The following is a 16,978-nucleotide window of genomic DNA, read 5'->3' on the forward strand; positions in this document are numbered from 1 at the left end:
GCGAAAAAATCGGCCGACGACAACGCGAACGTCATCGTCGGCCAGGGTCCAGGGGTGGTGGTTAGAACTTGGCGCGCGCGCCGATCGACCAGCGAGGTTCGAACTCGTTACGGGAGTGGAACTGCTCCGCCCCCTTCTCGAACTCGAGATAGTATTCCTCGATCTCGCCGAAGACGTTGGATCCGTTGGCGTAGATCGTGACGTTGTCCGTCAGGTTGTAGGTGACGTTGACGTCCACATACTGGGCCGTGTCCTGGTAGATCGGGATCTGGCCGAAGGTGCTGGCCAGACGCGGCGTACGGTAGTTGTAGGCCACCCGCGCTTGCAGCTTGTCGCCCTGGTACCAGACCGCGGCGTTGAGCTGCTGCTCGGAGTTGTCCGGGAACGGCAGCTTTTCACCCGACAGGTTGGTGTTGGTCTGCTCGCTGTTGGAGAAGGTGTAGCTCCCGTCGAAACCGAAGTCGCGGAAGAAGCTGTTGTCGTCCAGGAAGTCGCTGAGCGCGAACTTGGCTCCCAGTTCGACACCCTGCAGCGAACCGCCGTCGCCCTGGACCGGCATGTTGACCGGCACGGTGCGGCGGACGATGCCGTCGCCGTCGGGGAAGGAGCCCGCGCCCGGCACGGTGGCCCGGGTCACGAAGCTTTCGATGTCCAGCTTGAACAGGGCGATGCTGAACAGGGTGGCCCGGCCCATATAGTACTCGAGGGTCAGGTCGTAGTTGTTCGAACGCCAGGGGTTCAGGGTCGGGCTGCCGGCGAAGGTCGCCCCGGTCACCCGGCGGATGCCCACCGGCGGCGCCGTCGGGTCGGACGGGGTCGGACCGGCCGAGTCCGCCGTCGAGATGGTGACCCCACCGCCGTAGTTGCCCAGATCCAGCGGGATCATCGTCTTGTTGTAGGCGGCGTGCAGCTTCAGCTTGTCGCTGAAATCATAGACCAGGTTCACCGACGGCAGGTAGTCGGTGTAGCTGCGGGTCGAGAGGGTGTCGCCCACATCCAGGTTGGTGTCGCCGTAGTTGCGGGTATCACCCGTCTGGTTCTGGCGGACGCGCAGCTGGGTGCGGATGGCGCGGACGCCGACGTCGCCGTGCAGGTTCCCGAAGCCGATGTTGGCGTTCACATAGCCGCTGTCTTCATAGAGGTCGACGTCATAGGTGTTGCCCGGGATGATGACCTCATAGGCGCTGCCGAACACCCGCTGCTGGAAGCCGACCACGTCGTCGAAGTCCCGCGGATCCACGACCCAGACGCCCGGCAGACCACTGGTGATCGAGCCATAGTTCTCCAGGAAGTAGGTGTTGTTGTTCGTATTGAGCTTGGTCGGCCGGTTGACCGTATAGCCCTGGAACACCGTCGTCGGGTTGGTGGCGCTGACCGGCTGGCTCGGGTCAAACGCCGAGTTGGGCACCTGTTCGCCGGCCGAGCACTGGTTCTGGTTCATGACGACGTCGATCGCCTTCCACTGAACCGAACAGCCGTTGACGTCCGAGAACAGGTGGAAGTTCTCGATCTGCACCTGGCGGTCCGAGTGGCGCAGGCCGGCGTCGATCTTGTTGATGAAGCCGAGCAGCGGTTCGGCCTCGAACTCATAGCTGCCGTCCATGCGGACGACGCTGAGTTCGGACTGGTTGCGCTGGTTGCCTTCCGACGAATAGGCCGCGACGGCGTAGCTGTCCCGGTTGGCCATGTACTGGGCCAGCGGAACGTTGCCCAGACCGCCGACGATCGGGTTGTTGAAGTTGCTCCAGACCGTCTGCCCGCCACCGATGTTCAGGTGAATCTGCGGATCGTTGCCGATGCCCAGCGGGTTCGGGTTGATGTAGCGGCCGCCCGCCGAACCGACGATGCCGTTGGAGTACTGCGAAGCCGGATAACCGGCCGCGATGGCCGCCGAGTAGAACGGCCCGCGGGTCCGGTCGGCCGCATCACGGAACAGGGTGAAGGACCGGTCCGGCGCATACTGCCAGTTCGACAGATCGCCCTGCACCTGGCCGTTCATGCTGAGCAGCGACGCCTCGGCGTGCAGGGCGCGCGCCTCGAAGCGGAACGGGCCGCCCTTGTCGTACTTCAGTTCCAGATTGTAGTTCTTGGACTCGTCGTTCTTGGTCCGGTTGACCGAGAAGGAGTTCATCCACCAGACGTCGAGGTCATACTCGGTCACGTCCAGCCACGGGTTGCCGTTCGAGCCGTTGACGCCGGTCGTCGTAAAGGCCGTCGGCGTCGTCCAGGTCAGGCCGTTCCAGCGGTTGGAGATGTTCAGACCGGCGGCGCGGTCATGCTCTTCCAGCTTGGTGTAGAAGAACTCGCCGGTCAGCTCGAAGCCGTCGTCGATCTGCCAGGTGAAGGCGGCGTTGACGCCGGTGCGCTTGCGCTCGACCTCACGGTGGAAGGTGTCGTAGCCGTGCGGCGAGATCCAGTTGTTGGCCGTGCCGCCCCAGTCGTTGTTGCCGAAGACGCCCTGGGAAATACCGGAGTAGTTGTTGCCCAGATTGGCCTCGGACTGGACCCCCGCGATCATCACGCCGAAGCGGTCGTTGCGCCAGTTCAGCAGGGCGTTGAACAGATAGTCGTCCTGACGCGTGTCCTCGCCCGTGGCGTATTCCGTCGCCAGGGCGGTGGTCAGGCCTTCCTTGAAGTTGAACGGCCGCTGGGTGCGCAGGTCGATCGTGCCCGAGATGCCCGACAGGGCATTGTGCACATCCATCGACTTGAACACGACGATGGAGTTCATCAGCTGGGCGGGCACGTCGTTCAGGTTCGGCTGGGCGCTGCCCAGGTTGCCGGGCGCCAGGAACTGCTCGCCGTTCATCAGGGTCACGACCTGGGGCAGGCCGCGGATGTTGACGGTGGCGCCTTCACCGGCGCTGCGCTGGATCTGGACGCCACCGATGCGTTGCAGGGCGTCGGCGACGGTGACGTCCGGCAGCTTGCCGATGTCTTCCGCCGAGATCGCATCGACCACGGCGGTGGTGTTGCGCTTGATGTTGATCGCCTGCTCCTGCGAGCCACGGATACCCGTGACGACGATTTCGTCGACGGTCGTGGTTTCGGGATCGCCCGCGTCCCGCGTGGGCGCCGTCTGGGCGAAGGCCGGCGAGGCCAAGGCCGTACTGGCCAGCAAGGCCGTCAGAATGGATCGTTTGTGCAGTCTCATGGTCGTCTCCTCCTCCGTGTGCGCCGCCTCTCTGTGCGGCTTGGTCCGTAGTGTTTCCGGTGTCAGGGCTTCAGTGTCTGTGAAGACAGCGTCGCCTCGCCTCCGAGTTCGTTATCCAGGGCGTCGTGTCCGATGTGGACGCGATAGGGTCCCGCCGCGATCCGCCAGCCCGGCGTCGAGGTGTCGTACTCGGCCAGGATGCGGGGTTCGGCGGTGATGGTGACGCGGTGGCTCTCGCCCGGCTTCAGGGTCACCCGCGACCAGCCGGCCAGACGGCGCGCATGTCCGGACGCATCCGCCGCCACATAGAGCTGGGGCACGTCCGTACCCTCGCGGTCGCCGGTATTGGTCACGTCGAAACTGACGGTCAGACCGGCTCCGCCCTCTATGCGAAGATCGCCGTACTGGAAGCGGGTGTAGCTGAGGCCATGGCCGAACGGGAACAGGGGCGCCCTGCCCTCACGCTCGTACCAGCGATAGCCGACGTCGGAGCCCTCGGGGTACTCAACCGGGAAGGGCGCGAAGACGACCGAGGAACCCGAACCGGCGTTCGAGGCCTCGTCGTGAGCCTTCATGGCCTCCAGACCCGGCACGGCCGGGCGCGGCGGCTGGTCGGCGCTTCGCGGGAAGGTGATGGGCAGGCGGCCGGACGGATTGACCTGACCGAACAGGATGCGGGCGATGGCCTCGCCGCCGCGCTGGCCCGGATACCAGGCCTGGACCACGGCTGGAACCGCATCGATCCAGGGCATCAGCACCGGACCGCCCGTTTCCAGCACCACGGTGGTGTGCGGGTTGGCGGCGGCGACGGCCGCGATCAGGGCGTCCTGATCGTCGGGGAGAGACAGGGTTTCGACATCCTGGGCCTCGGTCGTCCACTGGGTGGCGAAGACCACGACCGCGTCAGCCCCACGCGCGGCCCGGGCGGCGGCGGCATGATCGGTTCCGGAGACGAAGACGACCTCGGCGTCCGGCGCCGTGGCCTTGATGGCGTTCAGCGGCGAGGAGGCGTGCCAGGTGACCCGGGCGAACGAGGACGCCGCCCCCGAGGTCAGGGGGATCTCGACCGGCGCGCCGCCGACCGAGCGCACCTGGGACGAGCCGCCGCCCGACAGGACGCCGACATCGGCATGGCCGCCGATCAACACGATCTTCTTCGCCGTCGCCATCAGAGGCAGGGCGCCGGCGTCATTCTTGAGCAGGACGATCCCGGCCTCGGCCGCGCGCTGGGCGACGTCAGCATGGGCGGCGTAATCGGGCGTCTGGGCCGTCGTCGACACCGGATGATCCATGGCGCCGGTCTCGATCATCCCGACCAGGATGCGCGTGACCATGTCGTCGAGGCGCGCCTCGGACACCCGCCCGGCGGCGACCGCCTCGGTCAGGGGCGCGCCGAAATAGATCTGGCGGTCCAGCTCCTGGCCGGATTCCTGATCCAGACCGTTGATCGCGGCCTTCTCGGTCGAATGGACCGCGCCCCAGTCGGACATGACCCAACCCGGATAGCCCCAGTCGCGCTTGAGCACCTGATTGAGCAGGAAGTCGTTCTCGCAGGCGTAGTCGCCGTTGATACGGTTGTAGGCGCACATCACCGAGCCCGGATGGCCGCGCTCGATGGCGATCTGGAAGGCCAGCAGGTCGCTTTCACGCAGGGATGCCTCGTCGAGACGGGCGTCCATGATCATCCGGCCGGTTTCCTGGCTGTTGAAGGCGTAGTGTTTGATCGTCGAGACGATGTTGTTCGACTGGACGCCCTGGATGTGCGCCCCCGCCAGCGTCCCGGCCAGCAGCGGATCCTCGCCCAGATATTCAAAATTGCGGCCGTTCCACGGGTCGCGGGTCAGGTTGACCCCGCCGGCCAGCAGGACGTTGAAGGTCTTGGACCGGGCTTCCGAGCCGATCATGACGCCGCCGGCGTGGGCGATCTCCGGGTCGAAGGTGGCGGCGGTGGCCAGGCTGGACGGCAGGGCCGTGGCCACGTCGCCCTTGCGCTGCTCGACCTGGTTGGCGACGCCCAGACTGGCGTCGCTTTCACGCAGGGCGGGAATGCCCAGACGCGCAATGCCGGGCACATAGCCGGCGGAAGGGATCATTTCAGCGACGGGAGCGCCCGGCGTGCGGTCGGCCCAGGGCGGGAAATAGCCGTGCACCAGCGACAGCTTCTCCTCGCGGGTCATCTGCGCGACCAGACCTGCGGCGCGTGCTTGCGCGGGCGTCTGGGCGGCCGCCGTCGACGCGGCTTTGGCAGGCACAGGAGCGCCCTCGGCCGCCCACGCAGGCATGCCGAATGTCTGGGCGGCGACCAGCGCGATAACGCTGATCGACACACTGTGACGCAAACGACGCTGACCGATACTCTGCATTCGCCCTCCAGATTCATTGGAGACTGGATGGCAGGAAGTTCAGATCAGACACAGTTGATCGAAGACCGCACAGCAGCCCGTGAGCCGTTGCTCACCTCATCCGAACCGATTTGACCCCTTCGGGGCCGATCTGGCGGCTGACGATCCTCGAAACCCGACTTTCCTGCAGCCCCGAAACCTTTCGGCGACCTGCACGTCCGGAAAGACGTCTTTCGATTCCGTGTGTCTGCTGCTCCTCTGTTTCCGTCCCTGGAGGGTCTTCGCCCCCTCATGCTCAAGGTAGAACACGGGTTGAGAGCGTTCACAACCCCAAAGAAGCCACAAATGGTTACAGCCTCGCCAACCGGCGGTACTCCGTTGATTTCAGGCGCGAAACAATCGACGAACCGTCGAGTTCCCGGTCCGCCGAAACCCTTTCAGCTCTCATCGCGAACCTGAAGACAGAGGATCAGGGCGAGGCCCGTGAGTCCCGCCAGCACCAGAAGCAGCAGGGTGAAATCCCCCTCCCCGGCCATCAGATAGGCCATCGACGGCGCGATCAGGGCCGGGATGGTGTTGGTCAGATTGAGCACCCCCATATCCCGCCCGCGGTGCTCGGGCGTGATCAGGAGTTGCATGGCGTAGGCGCTCTGCAGCGCCAGAAACAGGCCGCACCCCGAGGCGAACAATACATAGCCGAGCGCCGCCGGCGCCCATTGCGGCAACAGAGCCAGGGTCAGGAGTCCGACGGTGACCATGGCGGCGGTGACCACGAGGAAGGGCTTCCTCGACCGCACCGCATCGGACAGTCGTCCCGTCGCGATCGACAGGGGCGCCAGCACCAGGGTCACCGACCCCGCCAGCCAGGCGACCTGGCTGGTGATGTCGCCGCCGGCGAACGACAGGCCCGCCCGGTCGACCGTCTCGAAATAGAAAAGCAGGTAGGCGAAAAAGATACTGCCAGCGATCTGGACCAGCAGCCGGGCGATCCAGATGCGGATCAGGTTGCGCTTGCGGCGGCTCCCCGCCCGGATCATCGGCGCCGAGGCCGGGACGATGGGGCCTCGCTTACGGCTGAGCAGCAGGAGCGGCAGGATGCAGGCCGAGACCAGCACCCCGGCGATGGTCAACTGCATCCGCTCCGAGAACCAGGGCGAGGCGGTGACCACCATCCCGGCCAGGGCGCCGAAGGTATAGACCGCCCCCATCAGCCCGCCGACCAGGCCCTTCTGGGCGTCGGGAATCTCGTCCGCCGGCACGGCGCTGAGCGGGGCCAGCATCAGGTTGAGCGCGGCCTGGAACAGCATCACCCCGATCACCAGGGCCACGGGCGTCGTCGCGGCGTAGAGCACGGCATAGGAGACCAGCGTCAGGATCAGCCCCATGGCGACCCAGGGCCGGCGTCCCCGCTCGCGCATCACCGTATGGTCGCTGACCATGCCGATCAGGACATTCATGGCGCTGGCCACGACGGCGCCCAGCAGTGTCGTCAAACTGAGCAGCGCGACCTTGTCGTCCGGAGCGATGGCCTCGATCTTGACCGGCAGGATCAGGGTCAGCAGCGGCACATACGCGATGACGCCCCCGCCCCAGGCCAGGGCGTAGAGCAGCAGGAAGCCGAGACCGCGCGGCGGGACAGCGCCCTCTGCCGGAGCAGGATCGGGCATCAGGCTATGGCTCCGGCGATCCGCTGCATTCGCCAATGTGTCAGGCAGTCGCGCGTCTTTCGCAAGCGGTTCGACGCCCTCAGGCCTCAACCTGTCTGGGTGCGACGTGGCCGGTCTTCGGCAGCAGCCATTTGAGCAGAGGCCCGGTCATGACGGTCGTCACCACGGCCATGATGACCAGCATGGTGAAGACCTTCTGCGGCAGGAAGCCCATGTCGTAGCCGATGTTGAGCACGATCAGCTCCATCAGGGCCCGGGTGTTCATCAGCGTGCCCAGCACCATCGAGCGCGGATGGTCGAAGCCCGCGATCCGGGCGCCGAAATAGACCGGGATGATCTTGCCGAGGATCGCCGCCGCCAGGATCACGCCCAGCCAGCCCAGATCACCGAGCCCGAGGCCCAGCAGATTGGTCCGCAGGCCCGTGAAGGTGAAGAAGATCGGCAGGAAGAAGACCAGCACGAACTGGCCCACCTGCTGACGCCAGGCGACGACGAAATCCTCATGCTTGTGGAACAGCAGCCCGGCGGCGAAGCCTCCGAAAATCGCGAATATGTTCAGCTTGTAGGTCGTGATCCCCAGCGCGAAGGTCAGGGCGATGACGATGGCCATCAGGGTCGGCGGCACCTGGCCGTCCACGATGGGGAACCGCTTAAGCAGCCAGTCGACGGCGGGGCGCAGCAGGAACCACAGCACAAGTCCCAGCACGACCAGCCCGCCCAGCTGGATCCCCACATGGGAGGCCGAAAGCTGGGACGCCGCATAGGCGGAAATCACCGCCAGCAGGATCCAGCCGACCACGTCATTGACCGCCGCCGAGGAGATGGCGACGACGCCCATCTCGTCGCGGGTCAGGCCGAACTCCCGCAGGATCCGGCCCAGGATCGGCACCGCCGTGATGGCCAGCGCCACGCCGCAGAACAGGCTGTAGACTAGGGCGTCGATTCCCGGCGCCAGCACCGGCTGGGACAGCTGGCCGATGGCGAAGCCGAGGCCGAAGGGCACGGTGATCGACAGGAAGGACACCCAGACCATGGCGCGCCGGTTCTTCGGCGTTTTCAGGTGGCCGAACTCGAACTCCGAACCGATCTGGAACATCAGCAGGATCAGGCCGATCTGGCTCAGGATCACGATCGGTTGGGCCGCCTTGGCCCCGAACAGGCTGACCGAAAGCTCGGGGAAGAAATGCCCGAACAGCGATGGGCCCAGCAGCAGGCCGGCGACGATCTCGCCGATCACCCCCGGCTGGCCCATCTTGCGGAAGGCCAGATTCAACAGCCGGGCCGCGCCGATCATGATGATCAGCTGAACCAGAATCGAGAACAGCAGCAGCTCTGTCGCGTGGACGGATGCGGTCATGGTTTTCTCCCCCCAACGGCGGCCCGTCTGATGCGGGATTCGCCGGTATTCAGCCTACAGTCGCAACGCCCTATTGTCTCGTGGGACAGACGGTGTCGTTGGCGTTCGGCGCCAGTTCGATTTCCGACACCGAGACGGTGAAAGCTGCATCGGTGTCCAGTCGGAACGGCACGTCGACATGGGCGATGTCGGCGCCCGCATCGCGCAGGCACGACAGCCGCACCTTCAGCGTGCGCCACTCGCGAACCGGAGCCGAACGGAACAGTTCGGTGACATCCACCCTCCCCTGCCCGACCGACAAACCGACCGAACCCTGCGGCGCCGCATCGATGCGGTAGCGGAAGCTCAGCGCCAGCTCGCCATTGGCCTGACGGGTCAGGTCGACAGGCGTGCCCTCGATGAAGGCCTGGGCCGGGCCATTGCCGGAGAAGGCGAACTGCTGGCCGCTTTCCTGGGCCAGATCGTCGATGGGCCGCACCGAAACGCCGCCGCGCGGGCTGGAGGCGTCCTTGACCGTGCCGGGCTTGTTCTGCCCGCCCGCGTCGCGGAGCATCAGGCCCCAGGGCGCGACATAGCGGCCATCGACGAAATAGTGGTCCACGTTCGAGGTCACGGCCTCGACGCCGCTGTCCTCGGACAAGGTCCCGACCGCGGCGCCGTGCGCATAGGTCAGGCCGTAGCCATAGGCGAACTGCGGATCATAGCCGGGCTGGCCGTGGTTCAGGGGTTCGCCCTTCGCATTCTTGGGCCAGCTGAACGACAGGGTCCCGTGGAAGTCGTGGCGCGGCTTGCCCGCCGCATCGCCGATCAGGACATCGGCGACGCCGCCGCCCTCGGTGCCCGGCAGCCAGGCGGCGACGAAGGCGTCCGAGGCGTTGATCTCCGGATTGGTCCACATGGGTCGACCGGACAGGAAGACGGAGACGGTCGGAATGCCCGCCGCTTTCAGCTTCCTCAGCGTCTCCAGCGGACCCGTCGGGATGAAGTCGAGGGTGTCGACGTCGCCCTGGAATTCCGCATAGGGGGTCTCGCCGAAGACGACGATGGCCACGTCGGGCTTGTCGGTGAAGGCGCCGTCAGCCGACAGGGTCGCGGTCCCGCCCGAGGCCTTCACGGCTTCGTCGATGCCGCCCCAGATCGACTGGCCCTGCGGGAAGTCGGCGTTGGTGTTGCCCGTGCCCTGCCAGGCCAGGGTCCAGCCGCCCGCCGCCTGACCGATGTCGTCGGCGGCGCTTCCCGCCACCAGCACCCGCGCCCCCGCCCGGATGGGCAGGACCGAGCCTTCGTTCTTGAGCAGGACCAGCGACTCGCGCACCGCCTCGCGGGCCAGGGCCCGGTGCGCGGGCGAGGCCAGCTGCGACAGATCACCCTCGACCGGACGATCCGGACGGAAGACCCCCGCCTTGACCTTGGCGCGCAGGATGCGGCGTACAGCCTCGTCCAGACGCGCCGCCGGGATCACGCCCGTCCGCGCGGCTTCCAGCGTGCTGGCATAGAGCGGCTTCCAGGTGTCGGGCGCCATCAGCATGTCGATGCCGGCGTTGATGGCCAGGGGGCAGCTGTCGTTGGTGCAGCCCGGCAGCTGGCCGTGGGCGTTCCAGTCGGACACCACGAAACCGTTGAAGCCCAGCGGACCGCGCAGGACGTCGGTCAGCAGGCTGTGGTTGCCCGAATGCTTGACCCCGTTCCAGCCCGAGAAGCTGGCCATGACCGACAGGACGCCCGCGTCGATCGCCGCCGGATAGCCGCCCAGATGGACGTCGATCAGCTCCTGCTCGGAGCCCCGGAAATCGCCCTGGTCCTCGCCTTCGAAGGTGCCGCCGTCAGCGAGGAAATGCTTGGCCGAGCCGGCGATATGGCCGGGCGCCAGCGGATGGTCGGCGGACAGTTCGCCCTGCAGGCCCAGGGTCATGGGCCCGGCGTAGGACCGCTGGACCTCCGGATCCTCGGAATAGCCTTCATAGGAGCGGCCCCAGCGGTCGTCGCGGGGCACGGCCAGGGTCGGGCCGAAGGTCCAGTCGGCGCCGGTCACCGCCACCTCCATCGCCGTCGCCTCGCCGATGCGGCGGATAAGGTCGGGATCACGCGCGGCGCCCAGGCCGATGTTGTGCGGGAAGATGGTCGCGCCTGGCACGTTGTTGTGCCCGTGGACGGCGTCGATGCCATAGATCAGCGGCACCTTGGCGCCCGGCCGGGCGGCCGCGGCGGCGCGGAAGGCGCGCGACAGGTCGACCCATTTCTGCGCCGGCGCCTTGTCGTCGCCCCAGGGACCGGAGCTGCCGCCCGCAAGGATCGAGCCCAGCGGATACGTCGCCAGATCTTCGGGCGTGATGGTGCTGATGTCGGCCTGGATAGTCTGGCCGACCTTCTCCTCCAGCGTCATCCGGCTCATCAGCTCAGTGACGAAGGCCTCGGTCTCGGCGTCGCTCATCGCTGCCGGAGAGGCCGCGTGAGGCCACAGGGCCGGGTGGGCCGTCGAGTCGGGCCGGGCACTGGAGATCTGCGCCGGGGTCGGTCCGGTCTGCGCGAAGGCGGCGCTCAGCGGCGCGAGGCCCAGGAACGGAATCGCGGCCGCGAGGGCCAGTCTGGAGACGGCGGACTTCATGGATTTTTCCTCGACCAACGCCCCCTGCCCCGGTCGCTCATTGAGCGGCGACCGTCCCGGCGAGAGAGCCTTGAGCGCACTGATGGCCCATTCAGAGACCCTTGTCATCAAAAATTGAGAACGCTCTCAACGTTGCAGGCTGCGACCGATCAGCGCCCTGATCCGGCCCAGCAGATCGCCGGTCATCGGGGCCAGAACCCCCCTCGCCGCCACCGGAATATGGGCCACAGGGTCGTCGCCGGTCTGGAAGACATAGTGGTCGAAGAAGGCCCGCCACCGCATCCGCTCGTCCGCCGGCAGGTCGCGGATCGTGGTCAGACCGTGGAACAGGGTCAGCAGGGGCGTGGTCATATAGGCCGGGCCGGCCCGCCACCACAGATTGACCATGGCCCCGAAATCCTCCGGCGTTTCAACATGGTGCCACCAGAGGCTGGGCAGGTAGAGAGCGTCGCCGGGCTCCAGCTCCGCGACCTCGGCATGCGCCAACGCGTCACGGAATTTCGGGTGCGCCTCGAAGTCGGGATCGACGACATCCACCAGACTGATCGGCTGGCCGGCCAAAGTGAAGTCCAGCGGCCCGACGTAGAGGTTGCCGATCTGCTCGGGCGGAAACAGGGTGAAGCGCCGCTTGCCTCGCACCACACAGGCCAGATTCTGGGGCAGGTCCCAGTGGGCCGCGGTGCGCGACCGGTTGCCGATCCACAGCGAGGTCAGCCGCTCCATGGCGGGATCCAGCAGCGGCATGGGATTGGCCTCAGGCAAACCCGGCAGCACGTCCGGGGCAGGCACGCCCCCGGCATAGACATGCGGCATACGCGGGTCGCCGCGCCCGGCCAATAGCCGCCGCACCAGCTCGGCCAGCGGAGCCATCATCTGTTCGTGGTTGAAGCCTTTCAGATCCGGCGAATAGCCGAACCGCCCGCCCATCTCCGGCGCTCCGACGAAGGTCCTGACCGGCCTGCCGTTGTCGAAGCCTCCGATGTAGGCCGCCAGGGCCTCGTCCGAGGTCGCCGCCTTGACGATCGGCCAGTCGGCGACCAACCCCTTCAGCACAGCCGGACGGCCCGCCGGGACGATCTCGGCCTCGAACCGGGCGCGGTCGATGTCGTGGAAGACCGGGACCGTCTTCATTCAGTGCCCGCCCACATGCCCTTGGCTTTCAGGAAATCATCGTGCATCGGCATGCGCGCCACGACCTCCCGCCAGCGTTCGGCGATCTGACCGAAGCCGGCCTGGACCTGATCGAGGTTCTGGAAGCCGTAGAGCGGATTGAAGCCCGTCGGCTTTATGCCTTGGCCGTACATCACCGCCATCCACGAGCCTTGGCTGAAATACTCGTCTGCGCCCGACTGATAGAGCAGCCCCCGGTCGCGGAAGGCCTCGACCCGCTGGCTCAACGTATCCGGCACCGGCATGGCCGCGACGTGCCGCCAGAACGGCGTGTCGTCCCTCTGGGTCGCATGATAGTGCAGGATGACGAAGTCGCGGATCAGCTCGACCTCGGCGCCGATGCGGCGGTTGTAGGTGTCGATGTTCACCGGGCTGAAGCGGCTGTCCGGGAAGTGCTGCAGCAGCCGGTAGATGCCCGACTGGACCATATGGATGCTGGTCGATTCCAGCGGTTCGATGAAGCCGCTCGACAGGCCCAGGGCCACCACATTCTTCTCCCAGAACCGCTTGCGACGCCCCGTGGTGAACCGCAGCGGACGCGGCTCGGCCTGGGCCGGACCATCAAGGTTGTCGAGCAGCACCTGCCGCGCCTCGTCATCGCCCATGAAGTCGTTGCAGTAGACGTGGCCGTTGCCGGTCCGGTGCTGCAGGGCGATGCGCCACTGCCAGCCGGCGTCGCGGGCGGTGGAGCGGGTGAAGGGGGTGGTCGGCGCCACCCTGTCGCACGGCACGGCCCAGGCCCGGTTCATCGGCAGCCAGTGGGACCAGTCCTCGAACCCGGCCTTGAGCGCGCCTTCGATCAGCAGCCCGCGGAAGCCGGTGCAATCGATGAACAGGTCGGCGGTCAGTTCGCGCCCGTCCTTCAGCCTCACCCGCTCAACGAAGCCGTCCTCGGGCCGCAGGGTCACATCGACGATCTCGCCCTCGATCCGGGTCACGCCCCGGCCTTCGCAGACCTTGCGCAGGTAGCGGGCGTAGAGGCCGGCGTCGAAGTGGTAGGCGGTGTAAAGAGCGTTCAGCGGCGAGCGCGGATCCGGGTCGCGGAAGGCCGCCTTGCCCGCCTTGATGGCCTGGCTGCACAGCGAATACGCCTCGACGTCGTCGGCGATCCGGCCTTGCGCCCTCAGCGCCAGAAACGATTGCTGGAACTCGCCCAGCGTCGGCCCCGGGCCGAAGGTGCCGAAGGGATGGAGGTAGGTGTTGCCCTTCGTGCCCCAGTCCACGAACTCGATGCCCAGCTTCAGCGTCGCCTGGGTCTCGCGCATGAACTCGGCCTCGTCGAGGTCGATCAGGGCGTTGAAGTCGCGGATGGGCGGCACGGTCGCCTCCCCCACCCCGACGATGCCGATGTCGTCGCTTTCGACCAGCGACACCTGACAGTTGGGGCCGAGCGAGCGATTGAGGGCCGCTGCGGCCATCCAGCCGGCGGTGCCGCCGCCGACGATCAGAACGGAGTTGATGGGTTCGGCCATGGCCTTGGGATTCCCGTATCTGCGCCGACCCTAGAGGACGCGCGCGGCAAACAAAACGCCGCCCGTCAGGGGGACGGGCGGCGCAAGTTTCAGTGTCGGGTCAGGGAGGAAACGCCCGACGCTGTTTGGTTCAGTACTTGTAGCTCACACCGAACAGGAAGGTGCGGCCGTAGCGCTGGAAGTCGATGGTCTGGCGTTCGTCGCCGTTCTGGAAGGTCTTGAACGGCTCGTCGGTCAGGTTGTTGACCTGGGCCAGGATGCCGAGGTTTTCGAGCGGACCGGACTGGAAGGTGTAGCCGATCTGGGCGTCGACGACGTTTTCGGCGGCGACCGAACGCAGGGTGCGGCCGTTGCCGAAGCCGGCGACCTCGCCCAGGTAGTCCGAACGGTAGCGATCCGAAATCCGGGCCTGGAAGCCGTCACGCTCGTAGTAGACGGTCAGGTTGGCGACCTTCTCCGACAGGCCGGGCACCGCGGTCGGGGCCTGGGTCGGATCCGGCTGGATCTCGCTGGTGGTCTCCGAATAGCTGAACTGGGCGCCGAAGCCTTCCAGCATCGGGTGGATCATCTCGGCCGGGACCGACAGGGCGAACTCGAAGCCCTGGATATAGCCGCCCTGACCATTGGCCGGGGCCGAAACGACGCCCTGGTTGATCACCGGGGTGACGCCGCCGGTCGGATAGCCGGTGAAATCGAAGATCTGGTTCTTCGTGTAAACGAAGGTCTCCAGGTTCTTGTAGAAGCCGGCCAGCGAGACATAGCCGCGACGGTTGGCGAAGTATTTCTCGATCGACAGATCGACGACGTCGGCGATGTAGGGCTTCAGCTCCGGGTTACCGCCGCCGCCGCCCCAGGGCGAGTTGACGTCGGGACGGGCCGCGGCGGTGTTCTTGGAGACGTCGAAGCTGTAGTTCCGCGAGGCGCGCATGTCGTCCATCCGCGGCCGCGCCAGCGTGCGGGCGACAGCGAAGCGGACGAACATGTTCTCACCCGTTTCCAGGATGAAGTTCGAGCTGGGCAGGATTTCCAGGTATTCCGCGCCGCCGGTGACGGGCGTCGACAGGGTTGAGGCGCCGGTGCCGCTGGCCGAGAAGCCGCTGGAGCTCTGGTCGGTATAGACCGCCTGAACGCCGACGTTGCCGGTGAGCGGCAGGCCGAACAGGTTATGGTCGATATTGGCCTTGATGTAGGTCGTCGAGACCTTCTCGGACACTTGCCAGTTGCCCGACAGGACGTCGGCGTTCGGGTTGCGGACCAGGTTGTAGAAGCCGCTGTTGACCAGGCCGATCGAGTCGTAGCTCAGGACCGCCGGGATGCCGAGGTAGCCGAGCTCGGTCGGGGCCAGCAGGAACTGGCTCGGGACCACGGCCGAAGCGCCGCCGGGAACGCCCAGGAAGTACTGGTCGTTGACGAAGTCCTTGTTGCGTTCGGTGTAGTTGAAACCGAAGTCGATCGAGCTGAACGGGCTCTGGTGCAGTTCACGACGCGCGGTCAGGCGAACGGCCTTGATCTCGTCGGTGATGGTCGGGGTGTTGAGATAACCGTCCTGGCCGCCCGGGATGATGTCACCGCCCCAGCCTTGCGGGCTGGTCAGACGGATCAGGTTCGGATCGGCGTAGTTGATGTTGCTGGTCAGATGGGTGACGCCGTCGTCATCCAGGGTGAAGCCCAGGCTGTCCAGCTGGCCGGCGATGTTGCGACCCGTGCCCGAATAGGATTCCAGGATCTGGTCGGTGCGGTCGACCTTCGAATAGTTCAGGTCCAGGGCGAAGCCCCAGTCGTCGGTGGCCTGGAACTTGGTGTTCCAGCCGATCGAGGTGATCTCGCTGTTGCGGCCGTTGAAGTCGTTACGGACGACGCCCTTGACGTTGTCGTAGACGCCGGCGGTGACCAGACCGTCCTGCACCGTATAGCCGGCGCGGAGCGCTGGGCCCGGACGGCAGATGGCGCTCTGGACGTTGACCGTACAGTCGCCGGCCGAACCACCCCACTGCAGCGGGAACTCGATGCCGCGCAGGACCTGCGAGTTTTCGAACTTCGAATAGAAGGCGTCGATGGTCGAGGAGAAGCGATCGTTCGGCCTCCACTCCACAGTGCCCATATAGCCGTCGCGCTTCAGCTCACTGGACATGACGTACGGCTTGATGCCGCCTTCGACCAGGGTGGTGGCGTTCAGGTTGGCGTAGCCCCAGCTGTTGAAGCGCTCGGACTGATAGGGGCTTTCCATATGGGCGTAGCCGAGGGCCACGCCCAGGGTGCCGTCCAGGAACTGGTCGATGTAGGAGATCGAATAGCGGTTGCCGTGGTCGGTCGTGCCCGAGTTCAGCGCGCCGATGTCGTTCAGCTCATAGCGGGCGTTCACCGCGATCGTGCGGTGGCCATAGGCCAGGGGGCGGATCGACTGCATGTCGACCGTGCCGGCCAGGCCCTGGCCGATCAGGCCGGCGTCCGGGGTCTTGTAGACCGTCACGCCGCTGAGCAGTTCCGACGGATACTGGTCGAACTCGACGCCGCGGTTGTCGCCGGTGGTGACCTGTTCGCGGCCGTTCAGCAGCGCGGTGGTGAAGTCCGGGCCGAGGCCGCGGATCGACAGGGCCTGCGAGCGGCCGTCCAGACGCTGGGTGCTGAGGCCGGGCAGACGGCCCAGCGATTCGGCGATGGAGACGTCCGGCAGTTTGCCGATGTCCTCGGCCGAGATGACCTCGACGATGGAGGTGTTACGGGCCTTGGCGGCGACCGAGTTGGCGATCGAGGCGCGAATCCCGGTGACGACGATTTCGTCGACCTGGGTCGCACCATCGTCCGTCTGGGCAGGCGCGGTCTGCGCGCTGGCCGCGCCGGCGAAGGCCATCATGGCCACAGCGCCGATCGCTCCGCCGGTCATCAGACGTGCGCGAATGTTGAAACGATTGATCATCATCTACCTCCCTGGTGGCCGCCCGCGTTTCTGACGCTGCGATCTGGCCTGTCGCAAAAATATGCAAAAGAAAGTCGACCTTGCAAGTCCGTAATGATTGAGCGCGCAAAAACCGTCGGTATGGCACAACCAAAACACAGCTAGAATCGCGATGTTGCAGCGCAGCATGCGCTTTTGCCGCAGGACAAGGCGGCAAAATCAGGCGATTGACAGGCTGAGGCGGTTTTGCAAAATCTTGCAAACAAGCCAGACGAACGATGCATTCGGCTGCAAACTGGACAGGAACGTATGGGA

General features: G+C 66.2%; 8 protein-coding genes. All 8 read right to left on the reverse strand.

The genetic code is table 11. The annotated features are described in order from the left end of the window. Positions 1 to 61: 61 nt before the first annotated feature. Positions 62 to 3,154 carry a TonB-dependent receptor gene (locus AC07U0_RS12450; RefSeq protein ID WP_494720332.1) on the reverse strand — a complete coding sequence of 1,031 codons (3,093 nt, stop codon included), beginning with the start codon at positions 3,152 to 3,154 and terminating at the stop codon, positions 62 to 64. Positions 3,155 to 3,216: 62 nt separating this feature from the next. Next, entirely contained in the window at positions 3,217 to 5,436 is a 2,220-nt protein-coding gene (locus tag AC07U0_RS12455) for a beta-glucosidase family protein (RefSeq protein WP_494720583.1), read from the reverse strand. A 497-nt stretch (positions 5,437 to 5,933) separates the two neighbouring features. Further along, on the reverse strand, positions 5,934 to 7,163 hold the full coding sequence (locus AC07U0_RS12460; RefSeq protein WP_494720333.1) for an MFS transporter: 1,230 nt from the start codon (positions 7,161 to 7,163) through the stop codon (positions 5,934 to 5,936). 79 nt (positions 7,164 to 7,242) lie between these two features. Further along, positions 7,243 to 8,520: a cation:proton antiporter gene (locus AC07U0_RS12465; RefSeq protein WP_494720334.1), complete on the reverse strand. Its 1,278-nt coding sequence runs from the start codon at positions 8,518 to 8,520 to the stop codon at positions 7,243 to 7,245. Positions 8,521 to 8,590: 70 nt separating this feature from the next. After that, complete coding sequence (locus AC07U0_RS12470) at positions 8,591 to 11,125, reverse strand: glycoside hydrolase family 3 N-terminal domain-containing protein (RefSeq protein ID WP_494720335.1); 2,535 nt, start codon at positions 11,123 to 11,125, stop codon at positions 8,591 to 8,593. Between the two features lie 126 nt (positions 11,126 to 11,251). Further along, complete coding sequence (locus AC07U0_RS12475; RefSeq protein WP_494720336.1) at positions 11,252 to 12,256, reverse strand: cupin-like domain-containing protein; 1,005 nt, start codon at positions 12,254 to 12,256, stop codon at positions 11,252 to 11,254. Then, positions 12,253 to 13,767 carry a tryptophan halogenase family protein gene (locus tag AC07U0_RS12480; RefSeq protein WP_494720337.1) on the reverse strand — a complete coding sequence of 505 codons (1,515 nt, stop codon included), beginning with the start codon at positions 13,765 to 13,767 and terminating at the stop codon, positions 12,253 to 12,255. The genes AC07U0_RS12475 and AC07U0_RS12480 overlap by 4 nt, the downstream gene beginning before the upstream one ends. Positions 13,768 to 13,897: 130 nt before the next feature. Further along, a complete protein-coding gene (locus tag AC07U0_RS12485; RefSeq protein ID WP_494720338.1) occupies positions 13,898 to 16,687 on the reverse strand; it encodes a TonB-dependent receptor in 2,790 nt (929 codons plus the stop codon). Between the last annotated feature and the right edge of the window lie 291 nt (positions 16,688 to 16,978).

This window comes from Brevundimonas sp. GW821-FHT02A10 (assembly GCF_059422025.1).